Consider the following 16,788-nt stretch of genomic DNA (forward strand, 5'->3'; position numbering starts at 1 on the left):
TGCGGAGAAGGTGAGAGATTGAATAAAATTTACTTGGATCATGCAGCAACTACTCCCATGCATCCAGATGTCCTGAAAAAAATGATCAAGGTAATGGAAACCTATTTTGGAAATCCATCAAGCATACATTCGTTCGGCCGGGAAGTACGACACATTTTGGATGAAACACGGTATGAACTTGCTAATAGCATTGGGGCAAAACCCAATACTATTATTTTCACCAGCGGCGGCACAGAAGCCGATAATTTAGCCATTATTGGAGCAGTAGAAGGAACCCGCTCCAAAGGGAATCATATTATTTCAACAGAAATCGAGCATCATGCAGTTCTGCATAGCTGCCATGCCCTTGAAAAGAGAGGGTATGAAGTGACGTATCTTCCTGTTAACAGTGAGGGCCTGGTTACTCCTGAAGCCGTCAAAGCGGCCCTCCGAGATGAAACGGTTCTTGTTTCGGTGATGTACGGAAATAATGAGGTAGGTACGATCCAGCCGATTGCAGAAATAGGAGATCTTCTCTCAGGTCATCAGGCTGTCTTCCATACTGATGCGGTTCAGGCCTTCGGAATAGAAAAACTTAATGTGGACGAATTAAAGGTTGATTTATTGTCGGTATCAGCCCATAAAATAAATGGACCTAAAGGGATCGGCTTTTTATACGTTAGGAATGGAACTGATTTGGCGCCCCGCTTCTTTGGAGGGGAACAAGAGAGAAAGAAACGGGCAGGAACCGAAAATGTAGCGGCTATAGCTGGTTTCAGGGAAGCGGTTCGAATCTCAATGGATGAACAGGCCTTAAAACGCGAGCAATATTTAGTTTTTAAACAGGTCTTTTTGGACAAGCTTGAAAAAAGCGGGACCAAATTTTCCCTAAACGGATCAGTTGCAAAATCACTTCCCCATATTTTAAACTTAAGCCTTCCAGGTACAAATGTAGAAGCTATGCTCGTCAATTTAGACTTGGCAGGGATTGCGGTCTCGAGCGGCTCAGCTTGCACAGCAGGGTCGATTGAACCTTCTCATGTCCTTGTGGCCATGTTCGGCAAAGATTCAGAACGGATTCAAAATTCAATTCGGTTTAGTTTTGGGTTAAATAACACCATAGGTGAGATAGAAAAAGCAGCTGAAGAAACAGCGAATATAACATCACGTTTAACACGAAACTAGATTGAAAGCAGGACCAAGATGAGGTGGAAAAAGTGAAAAAAGCACCTAAGGATACAAGAGTAGTCGTAGGAATGTCCGGGGGCGTTGATTCATCGGTTGCAGCTCTGCTTCTCAAAGAGCAAGGCTACGATGTTATAGGCATCTTCATGAAAAATTGGGACGATACCGATGAAAATGGTGTATGTACAGCTACTGAAGATTATGATGATGTTATAAGGGTCTGTAATCAAATCGGGATCCCATACTATGCTGTCAATTTTGAAAAACAATATTGGGATAAAGTGTTCACCTACTTTTTAGAAGAATATAAAGCGGGAAGAACACCTAATCCGGACGTAATGTGCAATAAAGAAATTAAGTTCAAAGCTTTCCTTGAGCATGCTCTTAACCTTGGTGCGGATTATCTTGCAACAGGCCATTATGCTCAAGTAGAATATCGTGATGGAGAGTATAAGATGTTGAGGGGCCATGATGAAAATAAAGACCAAACCTACTTCCTCAATCAGCTTTCTCAGGAGCAATTGAGCAAGGTGCTTTTTCCAATTGGCAACCTGGAAAAATCAAAGGTACGAGAATTGGCTCTGGAAGCGGATTTAGCTACTGCTTCAAAAAAGGATAGCACCGGTATTTGTTTTATTGGTGAACGAAATTTCAAAGAATTTCTTGGAAATTATCTTCCAGCCCAGCCAGGTAACATGGAAACGCTTGAAGGCGAGGTTATGGGTAAGCATGATGGGCTTATGTATTATACGATTGGCCAGAGACATGGACTCGGGATTGGCGGCTCTGGTGAAGCTTGGTTTGCGATAGGAAAAGACCTTAAGCGCAATGTCTTGTATGTCGGACAAGGTTTTCATAATGAAAAACTGTACTCAGATTCAATTATATCTGTTCAAGTAAGCTGGGTTTCAGCAAAGCCCAAGCCGAAGGAATTTCAATGCACAGCAAAATTCCGTTACAGGCAGCCTGACAGTATGGTCACGGTACAGCTTCTTGACGATGAGAAAGTGAAGGTAGTTTTTGATCAGCCGATCAGAGCGGTAACTCCGGGCCAGGCAGTCGTGTTTTATGATGGTGACGAATGCTTGGGAGGAGGAACAATTGATTTGGTCTACAAAGATGAAAACCGTCTTACCTATGTGGGTTAAGAATCGCTTAGCTCGAAAATTCAGAACCTAACCAAAGGGACTCCGGCTCTTTCATCAGAGCGGAGTCCTTTTCATATTGATTCAGTAAATTATGATATAATTTTTTTTGAAATATAGAACGGAGTGATGAATCATGGATAAAAATCAGACCGGGATAAAGTTAATGGAAGAAGGAAATTGGGAGGAAGCAGCCAAAATGTTTACGGAGGCAATAGAAGAGACACCTACAGATGCTATTCCTTATATCAACTTCGGCAATCTGCTATCTGCTGTAGGAAATAAGGAAAAAGCCTTAGATTTTTACGATAAGGCAATTGAACTGGACGAAGGTGCTGCAGCTGCTTATTATTGCAAGGGAAATGTATTTTATGAACTTGAAAATTTTACTGAAGCACAGCAGATGTTTGAAAAGGCGTATCGCTGCGGACTTGAAACGGGAGATAATTTCTTTATGCTTGGAATGTCACTCGTTCACCTCAATGAGCTGCGGCTTGCACTCCCATACCTGCAGCGGAGCAGTGAACTAAACGAAGACGATGCAGAAGTATCCTTCCAATACGGTTTGTGTCTTGCGCAAGAAAATTATATCGATGAAGCGATCAAACAGCTGCAAAGGGCAGTTTCCATAGATCCAAACCATGCGGATGCTTTGTATAACTTAGGTGTTGCATATGGATTCAAAGAAGAGGCAAATATGGCTTTAGAGATGTTTAACCGCGCTTTAGAAGTTCAGCCTGATCACCTTCTTGCCGGACATGGAAAAAAACTAATTGAGGATAGCGGACTATAACGTACCGATAAAAATCGCAATACATAATTTGGACTGCTGCGTGAAGCAGGGGGAGGGAGAACGGATGGAAAAACAAAAGTCGCTTGATTTGTTCACTGAGCAAGGGAAGTTTATGAAGGGCAGGCATCTGGTTACCATCTTTCATAATGAACAGAATCTTTATACTGTCTTACGAATCAGACTGGAAGAGACCAATGAGGAATACACAGATAAAGAAGCGGTAATCACCGGTTACTTTCCTAGAGTGCATGATGAGGAGACGTACATTTTCTTCGGCGAGCTTAAGGATCATCCAAAGTTCGGTCTGCAGTTTCAGGCAACACATTTTCGAAGAGACCTCCCCCAATCGAAGCAGGGGATTATTAATTATTTATCCAGTGACCTTTTTAAAGGGATTGGCTCCAAGACTGCAGAGCGGATTGTTGAATCTCTTGGTGAGAAAGCAATTTCCCGTATTCTGGAGTCTCCCTCTGCTCTCGATCAGGTTCCAAAACTGCCTCCAGACAAAGCGAAAGTTCTCTATGATACATTGGTTGAGCACCAGGGACTCGAACATGTCATGGTGGGTTTGAATGATTATGGATTTGGGCCCCAACTATCAATGAAGATATACCAAATGTACAAAGATCAAGCGATTGATCTGATCCAAACAAATCCATATAAGCTTGTTGAGGACATTCAGGGGATTGGCTTCCGCCGAGCTGACGAACTTGGGCGTCAGCTTGGTATGACAGGCAAGCATCCTGATCGGATTAAGGCTGGCTGCTTATATATGCTCGAAACAGCAAGCGTTCAAACCGGTCATGTATTTATAGAAGCCGGTAATTTACTGGAGGATGTAAAACAGCTGTTAGAGGAAAATTATGAGGAAACAGTTGAATTCACCGATATTTCCAACGTTATCATACAGCTTGGGGAAGATGGAAAAGTGATTGCCGAAGGCCAAAAACTCTATTTGCCTGCTTTGTATTTTTCGGAAAAGGGACTCGTAACAAATATTAAACGCGTATTGGGTCAGACCGAATATGAAAGCCAATTTCCTGAATCTGAATTTTTGAAGGCGCTGGGAAGTCTCGAAGAGCGACTTAAAGTTGAATATGGGCCAACACAAAAGGATGCGATCCAGAAAGCCCTAATGTCTCCAATGATGATCCTAACCGGAGGACCCGGAACAGGTAAGACTACGGTTGTTAAAGGTATTGTTGAATTATATGGTGAACTTCATGGCTGCTCTTTGGACCCTAATGATTATAAAAAAGAAGAGCCATATCCTTTTATGCTCGCAGCCCCCACTGGCCGGGCTGCAAAGCGGCTGACAGAGTCAACCGGGCTGCCAGCGGTAACAATACATAGGCTGTTGGGCTGGAATGGAGCAGAAGGGTTCAACTTTAACGAGGACCAGCCTCTGCCAGGTAAACTACTTATCATAGACGAGACCTCAATGGTGGATATTTGGCTGGCTCATCAGTTGTTTAAAGCATTGCCTGAAAATATTCAGGTCATCCTTGTTGGGGACGAAGATCAGCTTCCATCCGTAGGTCCCGGACAAGTATTAAAAGATTTACTTGATTCAAAACAAATTCCAACCGTTCGCCTAACAGATATATATAGGCAGGCAGAGGGCTCATCTATTATTGAACTTGCTCATGACATAAAAAAAGGCCAGCTCCCACCTGATCTTGCCTTGCAGAAACAGGATCGATCGTTTATAAAATGCTCGACTAGCCAGATTGCAGATGTGGTTGAAAAGGTTGCCTTGAACGCAAAGAAAAAAGGGTACTCTGCCAGGGATGTCCAAGTGCTTGCTCCCATGTACCGGGGCCCTGCTGGAATTGATCGTTTAAACGTATTGCTCCAGGAAATTTTCAATCCCAATCCTGATGGCACAAGGAAAGAAATTTCATTTGGAGATGTAAAGTATAGAATTGGCGATAAAATTCTCCAGCTTGTTAATCAGCCGGAAGCAAATGTTTATAATGGAGATATCGGAGAAATTGCAGCCATATTTTATGCTAAGGAAAACACCGAAAAGCAAGATCAAATTATTGTTTCGTTTGATGGGATAGAAGTAACTTATACAAGGCAGGATCTAACGCAAATAACCCACGCTTTTTGCTGCTCTGTGCATAAATCGCAGGGAAGTGAGTATCCAATCGTTATTCTTCCAGTACTGAAAAGCTACTATCGAATGCTGCAAAAGAAACTGATTTACACGGCTATAACAAGAAGTAAAAGCTTTTTAATTTTGTGCGGGGAAGAAGAGGCACTTCGTTATGGTGTAGAAAAGGCAGATGAGATCAGCAGGAACACAACGCTGGCTGTTAAGTTAAATGACCAGCTTCCCGACATTATTGTTCCTGTAGATGAATGGGATGCCGAAGAGACTGACTATGAAGAGATGTTAATGAACGCCGATCCGATGATTGGAATGGAAAACGTTTCACCTTATGATTTTGCAGCGGATAGCGGAAACTAACTATGTTCGGAAGGGGTGGGAATCACTTTGCGGACATTTTCGCTATTAAAAGGGCTTCCAGTTTATGGAGTTCACAATGGGAAAAATTTAGGAGAAGTTTTCGATATTAGTATTACCAGTGACGGTAAGGTCAATGGGCTGCTTTTAAAAAGAGGCACATTCTTAAACAGGAATTGTTTAATCCGAATTGAAAATGTTGCCTCATTTGGAAAGAATGGAATCATGGTTAATTCTGATTCTGTTATTGAACAGCTTAAGAATCCTCCAGAATTCACATTAGAACACCGTCAAGCCCTTGCTGGCAAACCTATGCTTTCCTCTGAAGGAGAAAAGCTAGGATTATTGGATGATGTATATTTTATGGAAGAAATGGGGACAATCATAGGGTATGAATTAACGGATGGTTTTTTTTCAGATATAACAGAAGGAAAACGTGTCGTCAAAGCCGTTGAGCCGCCTGCGATCGGGAAAGATGCCATCATTGTTAACTTAGAATAACTGTGAGGTGTCTTTCCATGCTTAAATGTCCCAATTGCACCAGTAAGGATATAGGGAAAATTGGTATTAACCAGTATTACTGCTGGAACTGTTTTATCGAATTAACCCTCTCAAAGGGAGTCATATATACTCACCAGGTAGAGGAAGATGGCAGCCTTAGCTCTCTCGATGATTTATTCGATGAACAGGAGAGACAGTACGGTATGTAGCTGAAAGGCAACTTTGCGCATAAAATACTCTATTGCTGGCCAGAATGAAATCCAAAAAAGCAACTTAAGTTACTCCCCTGTTTTTTAGGGGGGTTTTTGTGTTAAATGAGCTAAACACTGAATAATTCCGGCTTTCCCACTAACAATAACAGTAAGTATTTAGGGGGCGGATATTGGTGGACATACAAATGAAGTGGTTCTATCGGCTAGGATTTCTTCTGCTCTTATTTATTCTGATCTTTATTTTCTTAAAACTGCAGGCAGTCTGGATGCCGCTTATTAAAGTGTTCATGGCGCTGTTTATTCCATTTTTTATTGCTGGTTTTATTACTTATCTTCTGCACCCAGTTATAGAACGGCTGCATTTATCAGGAATGCACAGGGGAGTGGCTGTTCTTATCATTTATTTTTTCTTCTTCGGAGGACTGGGACTAGCCATCTATAAAACGCTGCCAGCTTTAATACATCAGCTAAGAGACTTAACTGAAAATGCCCCAAAGTATTCTGACCAGTACCGTGAATGGATTGGCACCATGCAATCCAAGACATCTCGATGGCCAGCAGGCGTTCAGGAGAGGTTGGAAGAAGGGATCGACACACTGGAACTGGCTCTGGACGAGCTGCTTACCAGGGTAATTACTGTTCTATTGGGGTTTTTAAACTTTATCTTAGTGATAGCGATCATTCCATTTATCTCTTTTTACATGTTAAAGGATTTCAATCTTCTCAAAAAGACAGCTTGGTATTTGACTCCCCGACAATGGCGGGAGAGAGGTATCAGGTTTTTAAGGGATGTTGATAAATCCCTCGGCAGCTATATCAGGGGACAGCTGACAGTATGCTTAATTATCGGTATCCTGGCATCCCTGTTTTTTTGGATGGCTGGAATGAGATATTCATTGATATTAGGAACCATTGTGGGCATTACAAATGTCATTCCCTATTTCGGTCCGTTAATCGGGGCGATACCCGCAGTCATTATTGCCGCGACCATTTCTGTTAAAATGATTGTTATATCCCTTATCATTATTTTTTCGCTGCAGTTTTTAGAAGGAAATATACTTTCTCCGCTGATTGTGGGAAAAAGTCTTCACATGCACCCGCTTATTATTATGCTTGCACTTCTGGCTGGCGGGGAAATAGCCGGAATTCTTGGGCTGATTTTAGCCGTCCCAGTTCTGGCAGTTGTCAAGGTGGCATTCATCCATGGTCGGGATCATCTCATACAGTTTAATCAGGAAAGGGCGAAATTGCGCTAGATTTGACAAAAGGTTTTCTAGTTTATATAATTCGGCTATAGTAATCTAATAATGCTAAAGTATTGAAGGATCGAGTATGTTATAGTCCATTTTAAAGAGAGAAGCTTCCAAGGCTGAAAGAAGCTTCGAATGAAGGATAACAGAAGGCTAATCCAGAGTGCAGCTAATACCTGCCGTGAGCCGCGTTAAGGCTTTTTGAGAGATGAATGTCTATGAAGTGCATTCATAATCAGGGTGGTACCGCGAGTTAGCTCTCGTCCCTGTCCAGGGATGAGGGCTTTTTTGTGCGGATTTTTAATTACATATTAGGAGGTTTTAACGAATGAAAAACTTGTCTGGTTCAGAGATTCGCAGGTTATTTTTAGAATTTTTTAAGGAAAAAGGCCATGCGGTTGAGCCAAGTGCTCCCCTTGTTCCTCACGAAGATCCCTCTTTGTTATGGATCAACAGCGGGGTGGCAACATTAAAGAAGTATTTTGATGGAAGAGTGATTCCTGCTAATCCAAAGATAACCAATGCGCAAAAGTCTATCCGTACGAACGATATTGAGAATGTCGGCAAAACGGCAAGGCACCATACATTCTTTGAAATGCTAGGGAATTTTTCAATTGGAGATTATTTTAAAGTAGAAGCAATTGAATGGGCGTGGGAGTTTCTAACTGATGAAAAGTGGATCGGATTTGACCCTGAAAAGCTTTCTGTTACAGTTCATCCTGAAGATGATGAGGCATATGAAATATGGGTTAAGCAAATTGGAGTGCCTGAAGAGAGGATTATCCGTCTAGAAGGGAACTTCTGGGACATCGGAGAAGGTCCAAGCGGCCCGAACACGGAGATATTTTATGATAGAGGTCCAGAATACGGCTCAGATCCAAATGATCCAGAACTTTATCCAGGTGGTGAAAACGACCGTTATCTTGAAGTTTGGAATCTGGTTTTTTCCGAATTTAACCATAACCCGGATGGAACCTATACACCTCTTCCAAAGAAAAACATTGATACAGGGATGGGGTTAGAGCGGATGGCATCTGTAGTCCAAGATGCTCCGACCAACTTTGATACCGATCTTTTTCTGCCGATCCTTAGAGCAGTGGAAGAAATATCAGAGGAAAAGTATTTAGCAGACCCTGAAAAAGATACGGCATTTAAGGTCATAGCCGACCATATCAGAACAGTTGCTTTTGCAGTCGGAGATGGTGCATTGCCTTCAAACGAAGGACGTGGATATGTTCTGCGCCGCCTGCTTCGCAGAGCGGTCCGATACGCAAAGAAGCTGAACATTAATCGGCCATTTATGTATGAGCTTGTACCCGTGGTAGGGGGAATTATGGAAGATTTTTATCCGGAAGTTAAGGATAAAGAAGCGTTTATTCAAACCGTTATTAAAACGGAAGAAGAACGTTTTCATGAGACGTTAAACGAAGGGTTGTCTATTCTTTCAGCTTTGATTAAAAAGGAAAAAGAAAAAGGAAGTTCAATCATCCCAGGGAAAGATGTTTTCCGCCTATACGATACTTACGGATTTCCAGTTGAATTGACTGAAGAGTATGCCGAGGACGAAGGAATGTCGCTAGATCACGATGGTTTTAACGCTGAAATGGAAATGCAAAGAGAACGTGCTCGTCTTGCTCGCCAGGATACTGGATCTATGCAGATTCAAGGTGGCGTTCTGGGTGATATTAAAGCTGAAAGTGAATTTGTTGGTTATGATACACTAGAATCGAACAGCAAGGCCGTTGTACTTGTGAAAAATGGTGAGCTTGTACAAGAGGTTTCTGCTGGGGATGAATTTTATTTTATCCTCGACAAAACACCTTTCTATGCTGAGAGCGGCGGGCAAATAGCCGACAAAGGTGTTTTAGAGGCGGAAGGAACGGTTATTCTTGTAAAGGATGTCCAAAAGGCTCCAAATGGCCAAAATCTGCATCATGCTGTTATCCAAAGCGGCACACTTGGTGAAGGTCAGCATGTTCATGCAAAGGTATCAGCAGAAAACCGGCAGAAAATAGTTAAAAATCACACAGCCACCCATCTTCTCCATCAGGCCTTGAAGGATGTTCTTGGAAACCATGTAAATCAAGCGGGCTCTCTTGTTGAGCCAGATCGCCTGCGCTTCGACTTTTCTCACTTTGGTCAAATAGGGCCGGAAGAGATAGAGAAAATCGAAACAATTGTTAACGAAAAGATCTGGAATAGCGTTCCGGTGGTAACACAATTTAAACCAATTGATGAAGCGAAGGCAATGGGAGCGATGGCACTTTTCGGCGAAAAGTACGGCAACATCGTCCGTGTCGTACAGGTTGGAGATTACAGCCTCGAATTATGCGGCGGCTGTCATGTTCCTAACACATCAGTGATTGGATTGTTTAAAATTATTTCCGAAAGCGGCATAGGAGCTGGGACAAGAAGAATTGAAGCAATTACTGGAGAAGGAGCCTACAATATTCTGACTGGCCAAATTTCTGTTTTAAAGCAGGCAGCTTCTAAACTGAAGACCAACCCAGCAGAAGTGGCTAGTCGGATTGAGCTCCTGCTTGCCGAAATTAAACATCTGCAAAGAGAAAATGAATCACTTTCAGCAAAATTGGGTAACATTGAAGCAGGTAGCCTTACGTCAAAAGTGAAAGAAATTAACGGGGTAAATGTCCTAGCAGCAAGGGTACAGGCTGCAGATATGAACGGGCTTCGTAACATGGTAGATGACTTAAAACAAAAGCTTGGCTCTGCAGTAATTTTGCTAGGCAGTGTAACAGACGGCAAAGTCAACCTAATTTCAGCAGTAACAAAGGATCTAACTGAAAAGGGATACCATGCTGGTAAACTCGTAAAAGAAGCTGCTGCCATTTGCGGCGGGGGCGGCGGAGGCCGTCCGGATATGGCCCAGGCTGGAGGCAAGGATCCAGAAAAGCTTGAAAGTGCGCTTCAATTTGTGGAGGAATGGATAAAATCCATTTGATATCAGGACGAACTAGTGTAAAATGTAGGTATCTTACCGTATTCTGCCTGCCAACAAAAAAGCGAGGTGCATTTAATGAGCTCTTTTGACAAAACGATGCGATTTAATTTTCCTGAAGATCCCTTTGAACATGATGTAAACGAGGTACTATTTCAAGTATATGAAGCACTTCAGGAAAAAGGATATAACCCAATTAATCAGATTGTCGGTTATTTGCTTTCTGGAGACCCGGCCTATATCCCTCGTCATCGTGATGCACGGAATATCATTAGGAAGCTCGAACGGGATGAAATCATTGAAGAGCTAGTTAAGTCCTATTTAAAGCATCATCGAGAGGGATAAATTTTTATGAGGACTATGGGGTTAGACCTTGGCTCAAAAACAATCGGCATTGCTATAAGCGATGAGTTTGGATGGACAGCGCAAGGCATTAAGACACTTCGAATCAATGAGGAAAAAAATGAGTTAGGATTCGAAGAATTAGGAGAAATTATAAAAGAGTATCAAGTAACCAAAGTTGTGGTAGGTCTGCCAAAGAATATGAATAACACGATTGGCCCGCGTGGGGAATTAAGCCAAAATTATGCCAAGGAATTAGAAGTCCGTTTCGCCATTCCTGTGGTATTATGGGATGAGCGTCTGACAACAATGGCTGCTGAGCGCGTGCTGCTGGAAGCGGATGTCAGCCGCAAAAAGCGGAAAAAAGTTATCGATAAAATGGCAGCCGTCATGATTTTGCAAGGATACTTGAATAGCCAAATTAAATGAGGTGTAAATGAATGGAACACGGAGAAAACAACATTACGATAATTGATGAAAACGGAAACGAGCAGCTTTGCGAAGTGCTTTTCACTTTTGATTCTGAAGAATTTGGAAAATCTTATGTACTATACTATCCTATTGGTGCAGAAGATGACGATGAAGAAGAAATTGAAATTCACGCATCTTCTTTTAATCCTGATGAAGCAGACGGTGAAGGAGATCTAACTCCTATCGAAACGGATGCAGAGTGGGATATGATCGAAGAGATGCTCGAAACTTTCCTTAGTGAACAGGACGACGAGCAGGAATAAAAGTTTTAATTTCGTGTAAGTTTTAAAAAACCGGGTGGACAAGCCCGGTTTTTTATTTTTTTGTCTTCTAATGAGTTTTTAAGCGCGGTTATTGTCACAAAAAGGGATTTTTCGTAATTTTTTGCGACGAAAGTGAAATTATATAGTATAATGATTCGGTACAAACATTCAGATCTCGAAGTCAGCTGCCTAATAGTGATTGGCTGGAGGGGGAAAGCATGTCAGATCAAAAAAAGGTTACTACAGAGAAAAAAGATAAAAAGACTGTAATATACGAAAAACTGATAGAGCGGCAGAATGAAGCCCGAATTGTCAGGAGAGTTGTCTTTGTCGTTGCAGTTGTTTTATTTCTACTGGTAGGATCACTTGCAGGCGGAGGTTATTATTATATTACATCCGCGCTTAAGCCTGTTGACCCAACTAGCAATAAAACCAAACGAGTTGAAATTCCAATGGGTTCTTCTGTCACTGGAATTGGCAATATTCTTGAAGAAGAAGGAATTGTCCGAGATGCAAAGGTCTTTAAATATTATGTGAAATTTAAAAATGAAGCTGGTTTTATGGCTGGTGAATACCAGATGAATCCTTCTATGACTTTTCCAGAGATAATTACAAGTTTGAAAACCGGAAGTGTAGAACAGGATGTTGTCATGAAAATTACCATTCCTGAAGGAAAGCAACTTGAGGAAATAGCTGAAATCGTGGCCCAGAAAACGAACCAGAATTCGGAAGAGGTATTAGACACCCTTACCGATAAGGACTTTATCCAATCTATGATGGATAAATATCCTGATGTATTGACAGAAGAGATCCTTGGCGAGCAAGTTAAGTATGCGCTTGAAGGCTACTTATTCCCTGCTACGTATCCTTTTTACAAAGAAGATCCTTCTATTGAAGAGATTATTACATTGATGCTGGATAAAACAAAGAGTGTGATCGAGGAATACAGAGGCCTTATAAATGACCAGGATGTTACTGTTCATACTTTGCTTACGATGGCATCGCTAATTGAGGAAGAAGCAACTGAGAAAGCGGATCGTGAAAAAATTTCAAGCGTTTTCTTCAATCGCATAGAAGAAGGAATGCTGCTCCAAACGGACCCGACAGTTTTGTATGCTCATGGGGAACATAAAGATCGAGTTTTCTATAAAGATACCGAGATCGATTCACCTTACAACACATATAAATATAAAGGTTTGCCGCCCGGTCCGATCGCAAACGCGGGAGTAATGTCGATTGAAGCTGCATTGGCACCTGAGGAAACCGACCTTCTATATTTCTTGGCAACCTCTACAGGAGAGGTGATTTTCACAAGGACACTTGACGAGCATAACCGAGAGAAGGCCAAGCATATCACAAGCCAAAACTAGTAATGGCAGGGAAATGCAAATACGCTCGCATTTCCCTGTTTCTTATGTTAAAATAGTCCAAGTGTTTTTATACGAAGATGATAGCGTACATTATGGAACGAGGAATAACTGTGGTTGGCCATTCGCCGAATGGACAGCTTTTTCACGGGTTCCTGTCTGTAAACGCTATTTTTTCATGTCTTTAGAACATGCTAAAAGTAATCGGTTAAAAGGATAGAGGTGAAGCAGCTTGATGAATGAAAAGCTGCAAGACTATATTGATAAGCTCATTGCTGATCGTCCTGCTCTTTTTCAGGAGATGGAGCTGTTTGCGAAAGAAAACGGGGTTCCGATAATGGAACCTGCCGGAATGGAAGCGTTGCTTCAACTGCTGCGTATACACCAGCCAAAAACGATACTTGAAGTCGGTACCGCAATCGGGTACTCTGCATTAAGAATGGCAGAAGCTCTCCCAGACACGATAATTACTACGATTGAAAGAGATGAGGAGCGGTATCGTTTAGCCTGCAAGTATATAAGCATGGCTAACAAAGAATCCCAAATTTCTGTAATCAATGGGGATGCGCTTGAAGTAGAAGAAGACGTTAAACAGCACGGTCCTTTTGATGCTATTTTTGTTGATGCTGCAAAAGGACAATATAAACGTTTTTTTGAAATGTACTCTAATTTTTTATCAAACGGCGGGCTTATGATAACTGATAATGTACTTTTTAAAGGACTTGTTTACGAAGGTGAAATCGAAAGCAGAAGACTCCGCAGTCTCGTCAAAAAAATAAATGAATTCAATAGCTGGCTGGCAAATAATCCTGAATTCCACACTGTTATTCTTCCAGTTGGAGATGGTGTAGCTGTCAGTATAAAGAGGTGAAAAGGAATGAAAAAACCTGAGTTATTGGTTACCCCTACAAGTGTAAATGACATTTTACCGTTATGCGAAGCTGGTGCTGATGCATTTGTGATAGGCGAAGAGAATTTCGGATTGCGACTTGCAGGCGAATTCAGCCGAGAAGATGTTAAACAATCAGTTAAGCTAGCCCACTCAAAAGGTAAAAAGGTATATGCAGCCGTGAATGCACTCTTTCATAACGAGAAAATAGACTTACTTGAGGGTTATATTCAATTCCTTGAAGAGATCGGTACAGACGCAATTATTTTCGGAGATCCTGCTGTTCTGATGATTGCAAGGGATGTTGCACCTGAAATGAAGTTACACTGGAACACAGAAACAACAGCTACCAATTGGTACACATGTAATTATTGGGGAAGAAAAGGTGCCAAACGTGCAGTACTAGCGCGTGAAATCAATATGGACGCAATCGTTGAAATGAAAGAGAATGCGGAAGTAGAGATTGAAGTGCAGGTACATGGCATGACCTGTATGTTCCAGTCAAAACGCTCGTTACTTGGCAATTATTTTGAATACCAGGGAAAACAACTAGAAGTCGAAAGAGCCAAACAGGCTAAAGATATGTTTTTGCATGATCATGAACGTGAAAACAAATACCCGATATTTGAAGATGAAAATGGAACTCACATTATGAGTCCTAATGATATATGCGTAATCGATGAGCTGCAGGAAATGGTTGAAGCAGGGGTGGATTCTTTTAAAATTGATGGTATTTTGAAAAGTCCGGAATATATCATTGCCATTACAAAGCTGTACAGAAAAGCAATTGATCTCTCAGTGGATGAGCCTGATCAATATGATGATTTGAAAGAAGAGCTTCTGGCTGAAGCTGAAGCGATTCAGCCGCCAAACCGAAGGCTCGATACGGGATTCTTTTTCAAAGAGACCGTTTATTAAATAAGGAGGCAGCCATCATGACAGCAGTCAAAGCTAATATTTCTGAAATGATCAATGGAAAACGCGTCATTGTGAAAAAACCGGAACTCCTAGCCCCAGCAGGCAACCTAGAGAAACTTAAAATTGCTGTTCAATACGGGGCTGATGCTGTATTTATCGGAGGCCAGGAGTACGGATTGCGTTCGAATGCTGATAATTTCACCTTTGCAGAAATGAAAGAAGGCGTAGAGTTTGCCAAACAATATGGAGCTAGAATTTATGTAACAACGAATATCTTTGCCCATAACGAAAATATAGATGGGCTCGATGACTATCTTTTGGGATTACGTGACGCTGGAGTAGCAGGAATAATTGTTGCAGATCCGTTAATTATTGAAACTTGCCGGAGGGTCGCTCCCGAAATTGAAGTCCACTTAAGTACCCAACAATCTTTATCTAACTGGAAGGCTGTACAGTACTGGAAAGAAGAAGGGCTTGAGCGTGTTGTCTTGGCGAGGGAAACAAGCGAAGAAGAAGTTCGCGAAATTAAAGAAAAAGTGGATATTGAAATTGAAACCTTTATTCATGGGGCAATGTGCATTGCTTATTCAGGACGCTGTACGCTGAGTAACCATATGACCGCCCGTGATTCTAACCGGGGTGGCTGCTGCCAGTCATGCCGATGGGATTATGACTTGTATCAGTTAGCGGGAGAAAATGAAAAAGCCTTGTTTGCTGAAGGGGATCATCCTTTTGCAATGAGCCCAAAAGACCTCAAATTAATTGAATCAATTCCCCGAATGATTGAACTTGGAATTGACAGTTTAAAGATTGAAGGAAGAATGAAGTCGATCCATTATGTTGCCACTGTTGTTAGTGTGTATCGGAAAGTAATTGACGCCTATTGTGCAGACCCTGAAAACTTCAAGATAAAAAAAGAATGGCTTGAGGAACTGGACAAATGTGCAAACCGTGAAACCGCTCCTGCCTTTTTTGAAGGAGTTCCCGGGTATAAAGAGCAAATGTTTGGAAACCATAGCAAGAAGACAATGTTCGACTTTGCCGGTTTGGTCCTTGGCTATGACCCTGAAACCAAAATAGTCACACTTCAACAGCGTAATTATTTTAAGGCCGGAGATGAAGTAGAATTTTTCGGTCCTAAAATGGATAATTTCACAATGGTTGTGGAGGAATTATGGGATGAACGCGGAAATGTATTAGATGCAGCCCGCCATCCTCTGCAAATTGTCCAATTCAAGGCGGATCAGCCGGTCCATCCTAATGACATGATGCGGAAGGAGAAGAAAGCATGACACGCAAACCAGTTGTGATAGGCGTTGCTGGGGGTTCCGGTTCAGGGAAAACCAGTGTAACGAGAGCTATTTACGAACATTTTAAAGGTCATTCTATTTTAATGCTGGAACAGGATTTTTATTATAAAGACCAGCGCCATCTTCCATTTGAAGAACGGCTGAAAACGAATTATGACCATCCGCTGGCTTTTGATAATGATCTTCTCATTGAGCATATTACAAAGCTTTTGGCTTATGAAGCGATTGAAAAGCCGGTCTATGATTATTCTATGCACACCCGGTCCAGCGAGATTATTCCGGTGGAGCCTAAGAATGTAATCATACTTGAAGGAATCCTAATACTTGAAGACGAACGGCTAAGAGACTTAATGGATATTAAGCTTTTTGTTGATACAGATGCCGATTTGAGGATTATCCGCCGACTGCTTCGAGATATTAAAGAACGCAGCCGCTCTGTGGATTCAGTCATTGAACAGTACGTCGGTGTTGTTAGGCCGATGCATAACCAATTTATTGAACCCACGAAGCGTTACGCTGATGTGATCATACCTGAAGGCGGGCACAATCATGTGGCAGTTGACCTTATGGTAACAAAAATTCAAACAATTCTTGAACAAAAATCGTTTTTGTGAAACAATAGCATAGATAATAATAGGTTTATTTGGTAAAAACAATGCTTCGCTTGTCCAATACCTGTTTTTATCATGATCAATCATATGGCTGACTAAAAAAACAAAATGTCCCTTGGG

The 16,788-nt window shown here is 41.7% G+C and carries 16 protein-coding genes and 1 other annotated feature; all 16 genes read left to right on the forward strand.

Annotation, left to right across the window (positions count from 1 at the left end):
* Positions 1-18 precede the first annotated feature (18 nt).
* The 16 genes from HRJ06_RS05290 (at position 19) to udk (ending at position 16,671) form a co-directional block, all read left to right on the forward strand.
* Complete coding sequence (locus HRJ06_RS05290; protein ID WP_174729985.1) at positions 19-1,164, forward strand: cysteine desulfurase family protein; 1,146 nt, start codon at positions 19-21, stop codon at positions 1,162-1,164.
* A 32-nt stretch (positions 1,165-1,196) separates the two neighbouring features.
* Positions 1,197-2,312 carry a tRNA 2-thiouridine(34) synthase MnmA gene (gene mnmA / locus HRJ06_RS05295; protein ID WP_174729988.1) on the forward strand — a complete coding sequence of 372 codons (1,116 nt, stop codon included), beginning with the start codon at positions 1,197-1,199 and terminating at the stop codon, positions 2,310-2,312.
* 133 nt (positions 2,313-2,445) lie between these two features.
* Positions 2,446-3,102, forward strand: coding sequence for a tetratricopeptide repeat protein (locus HRJ06_RS05300; protein WP_174729991.1), 657 nt, complete (start codon positions 2,446-2,448; stop codon positions 3,100-3,102).
* A gap of 64 nt (positions 3,103-3,166) precedes the next feature.
* A complete protein-coding gene (gene recD2 / locus HRJ06_RS05305; RefSeq protein WP_174729994.1) occupies positions 3,167-5,578 on the forward strand; it encodes an SF1B family DNA helicase RecD2 in 2,412 nt (803 codons plus the stop codon).
* 27 nt (positions 5,579-5,605) lie between these two features.
* Positions 5,606-6,076 (forward strand): PRC-barrel domain-containing protein, encoded by a 471-nt coding sequence (locus HRJ06_RS05310; protein WP_174729997.1) that lies wholly within the window; start codon positions 5,606-5,608, stop codon positions 6,074-6,076.
* Between the two features lie 17 nt (positions 6,077-6,093).
* Positions 6,094-6,285 (forward strand): hypothetical protein, encoded by a 192-nt coding sequence (locus HRJ06_RS05315; RefSeq protein WP_174730000.1) that lies wholly within the window; start codon positions 6,094-6,096, stop codon positions 6,283-6,285.
* Between the two features lie 176 nt (positions 6,286-6,461).
* A complete protein-coding gene (locus tag HRJ06_RS05320) occupies positions 6,462-7,544 on the forward strand; it encodes an AI-2E family transporter (RefSeq protein ID WP_174730255.1) in 1,083 nt (360 codons plus the stop codon).
* A 53-nt stretch (positions 7,545-7,597) separates the two neighbouring features.
* Positions 7,598-7,809, forward strand: a binding site (T-box leader).
* A 57-nt stretch (positions 7,810-7,866) separates the two neighbouring features.
* Positions 7,867-10,500, forward strand: a complete 2,634-nt coding sequence (gene alaS / locus HRJ06_RS05325; protein ID WP_174730003.1) for an alanine--tRNA ligase — start codon at positions 7,867-7,869, stop codon at positions 10,498-10,500.
* Between the two features lie 75 nt (positions 10,501-10,575).
* On the forward strand, positions 10,576-10,842 hold the full coding sequence (locus HRJ06_RS05330) for an IreB family regulatory phosphoprotein (RefSeq protein ID WP_174730006.1): 267 nt from the start codon (positions 10,576-10,578) through the stop codon (positions 10,840-10,842).
* Between the two features lie 6 nt (positions 10,843-10,848).
* Positions 10,849-11,268, forward strand: a complete 420-nt coding sequence (gene ruvX / locus HRJ06_RS05335) for a Holliday junction resolvase RuvX (RefSeq protein ID WP_174730009.1) — start codon at positions 10,849-10,851, stop codon at positions 11,266-11,268.
* Positions 11,269-11,279: 11 nt separating this feature from the next.
* Positions 11,280-11,573 (forward strand): DUF1292 domain-containing protein, encoded by a 294-nt coding sequence (locus tag HRJ06_RS05340; protein WP_174730012.1) that lies wholly within the window; start codon positions 11,280-11,282, stop codon positions 11,571-11,573.
* A 218-nt stretch (positions 11,574-11,791) separates the two neighbouring features.
* The gene (mltG, locus tag HRJ06_RS05345) at positions 11,792-12,943 is read left to right on the forward strand and encodes an endolytic transglycosylase MltG (RefSeq protein ID WP_174730015.1); all 1,152 of its coding nucleotides are present in this window, start codon (positions 11,792-11,794) and stop codon (positions 12,941-12,943) included.
* A gap of 229 nt (positions 12,944-13,172) precedes the next feature.
* Positions 13,173-13,811, forward strand: coding sequence for an O-methyltransferase (locus HRJ06_RS05350; protein ID WP_174730019.1), 639 nt, complete (start codon positions 13,173-13,175; stop codon positions 13,809-13,811).
* A gap of 6 nt (positions 13,812-13,817) precedes the next feature.
* Positions 13,818-14,747, forward strand: coding sequence for a peptidase U32 family protein (locus HRJ06_RS05355; RefSeq protein WP_174730022.1), 930 nt, complete (start codon positions 13,818-13,820; stop codon positions 14,745-14,747).
* Between the two features lie 17 nt (positions 14,748-14,764).
* The gene (locus tag HRJ06_RS05360) at positions 14,765-16,039 is read left to right on the forward strand and encodes a peptidase U32 family protein (protein ID WP_174730025.1); all 1,275 of its coding nucleotides are present in this window, start codon (positions 14,765-14,767) and stop codon (positions 16,037-16,039) included.
* Positions 16,036-16,671: a uridine kinase gene (gene udk / locus HRJ06_RS05365; protein ID WP_174730027.1), complete on the forward strand. Its 636-nt coding sequence runs from the start codon at positions 16,036-16,038 to the stop codon at positions 16,669-16,671. Before HRJ06_RS05360 ends, udk begins: the two co-directional genes overlap by 4 nt.
* Positions 16,672-16,788: the final 117 nt, after the last annotated feature.

It is taken from the genome of Mesobacillus harenae, assembly GCF_013343715.1.
In the GTDB taxonomy this organism is placed as follows: Bacteria; Bacillota; Bacilli; order Bacillales; family Cytobacillaceae; genus Mesobacillus_A; species Mesobacillus_A harenae.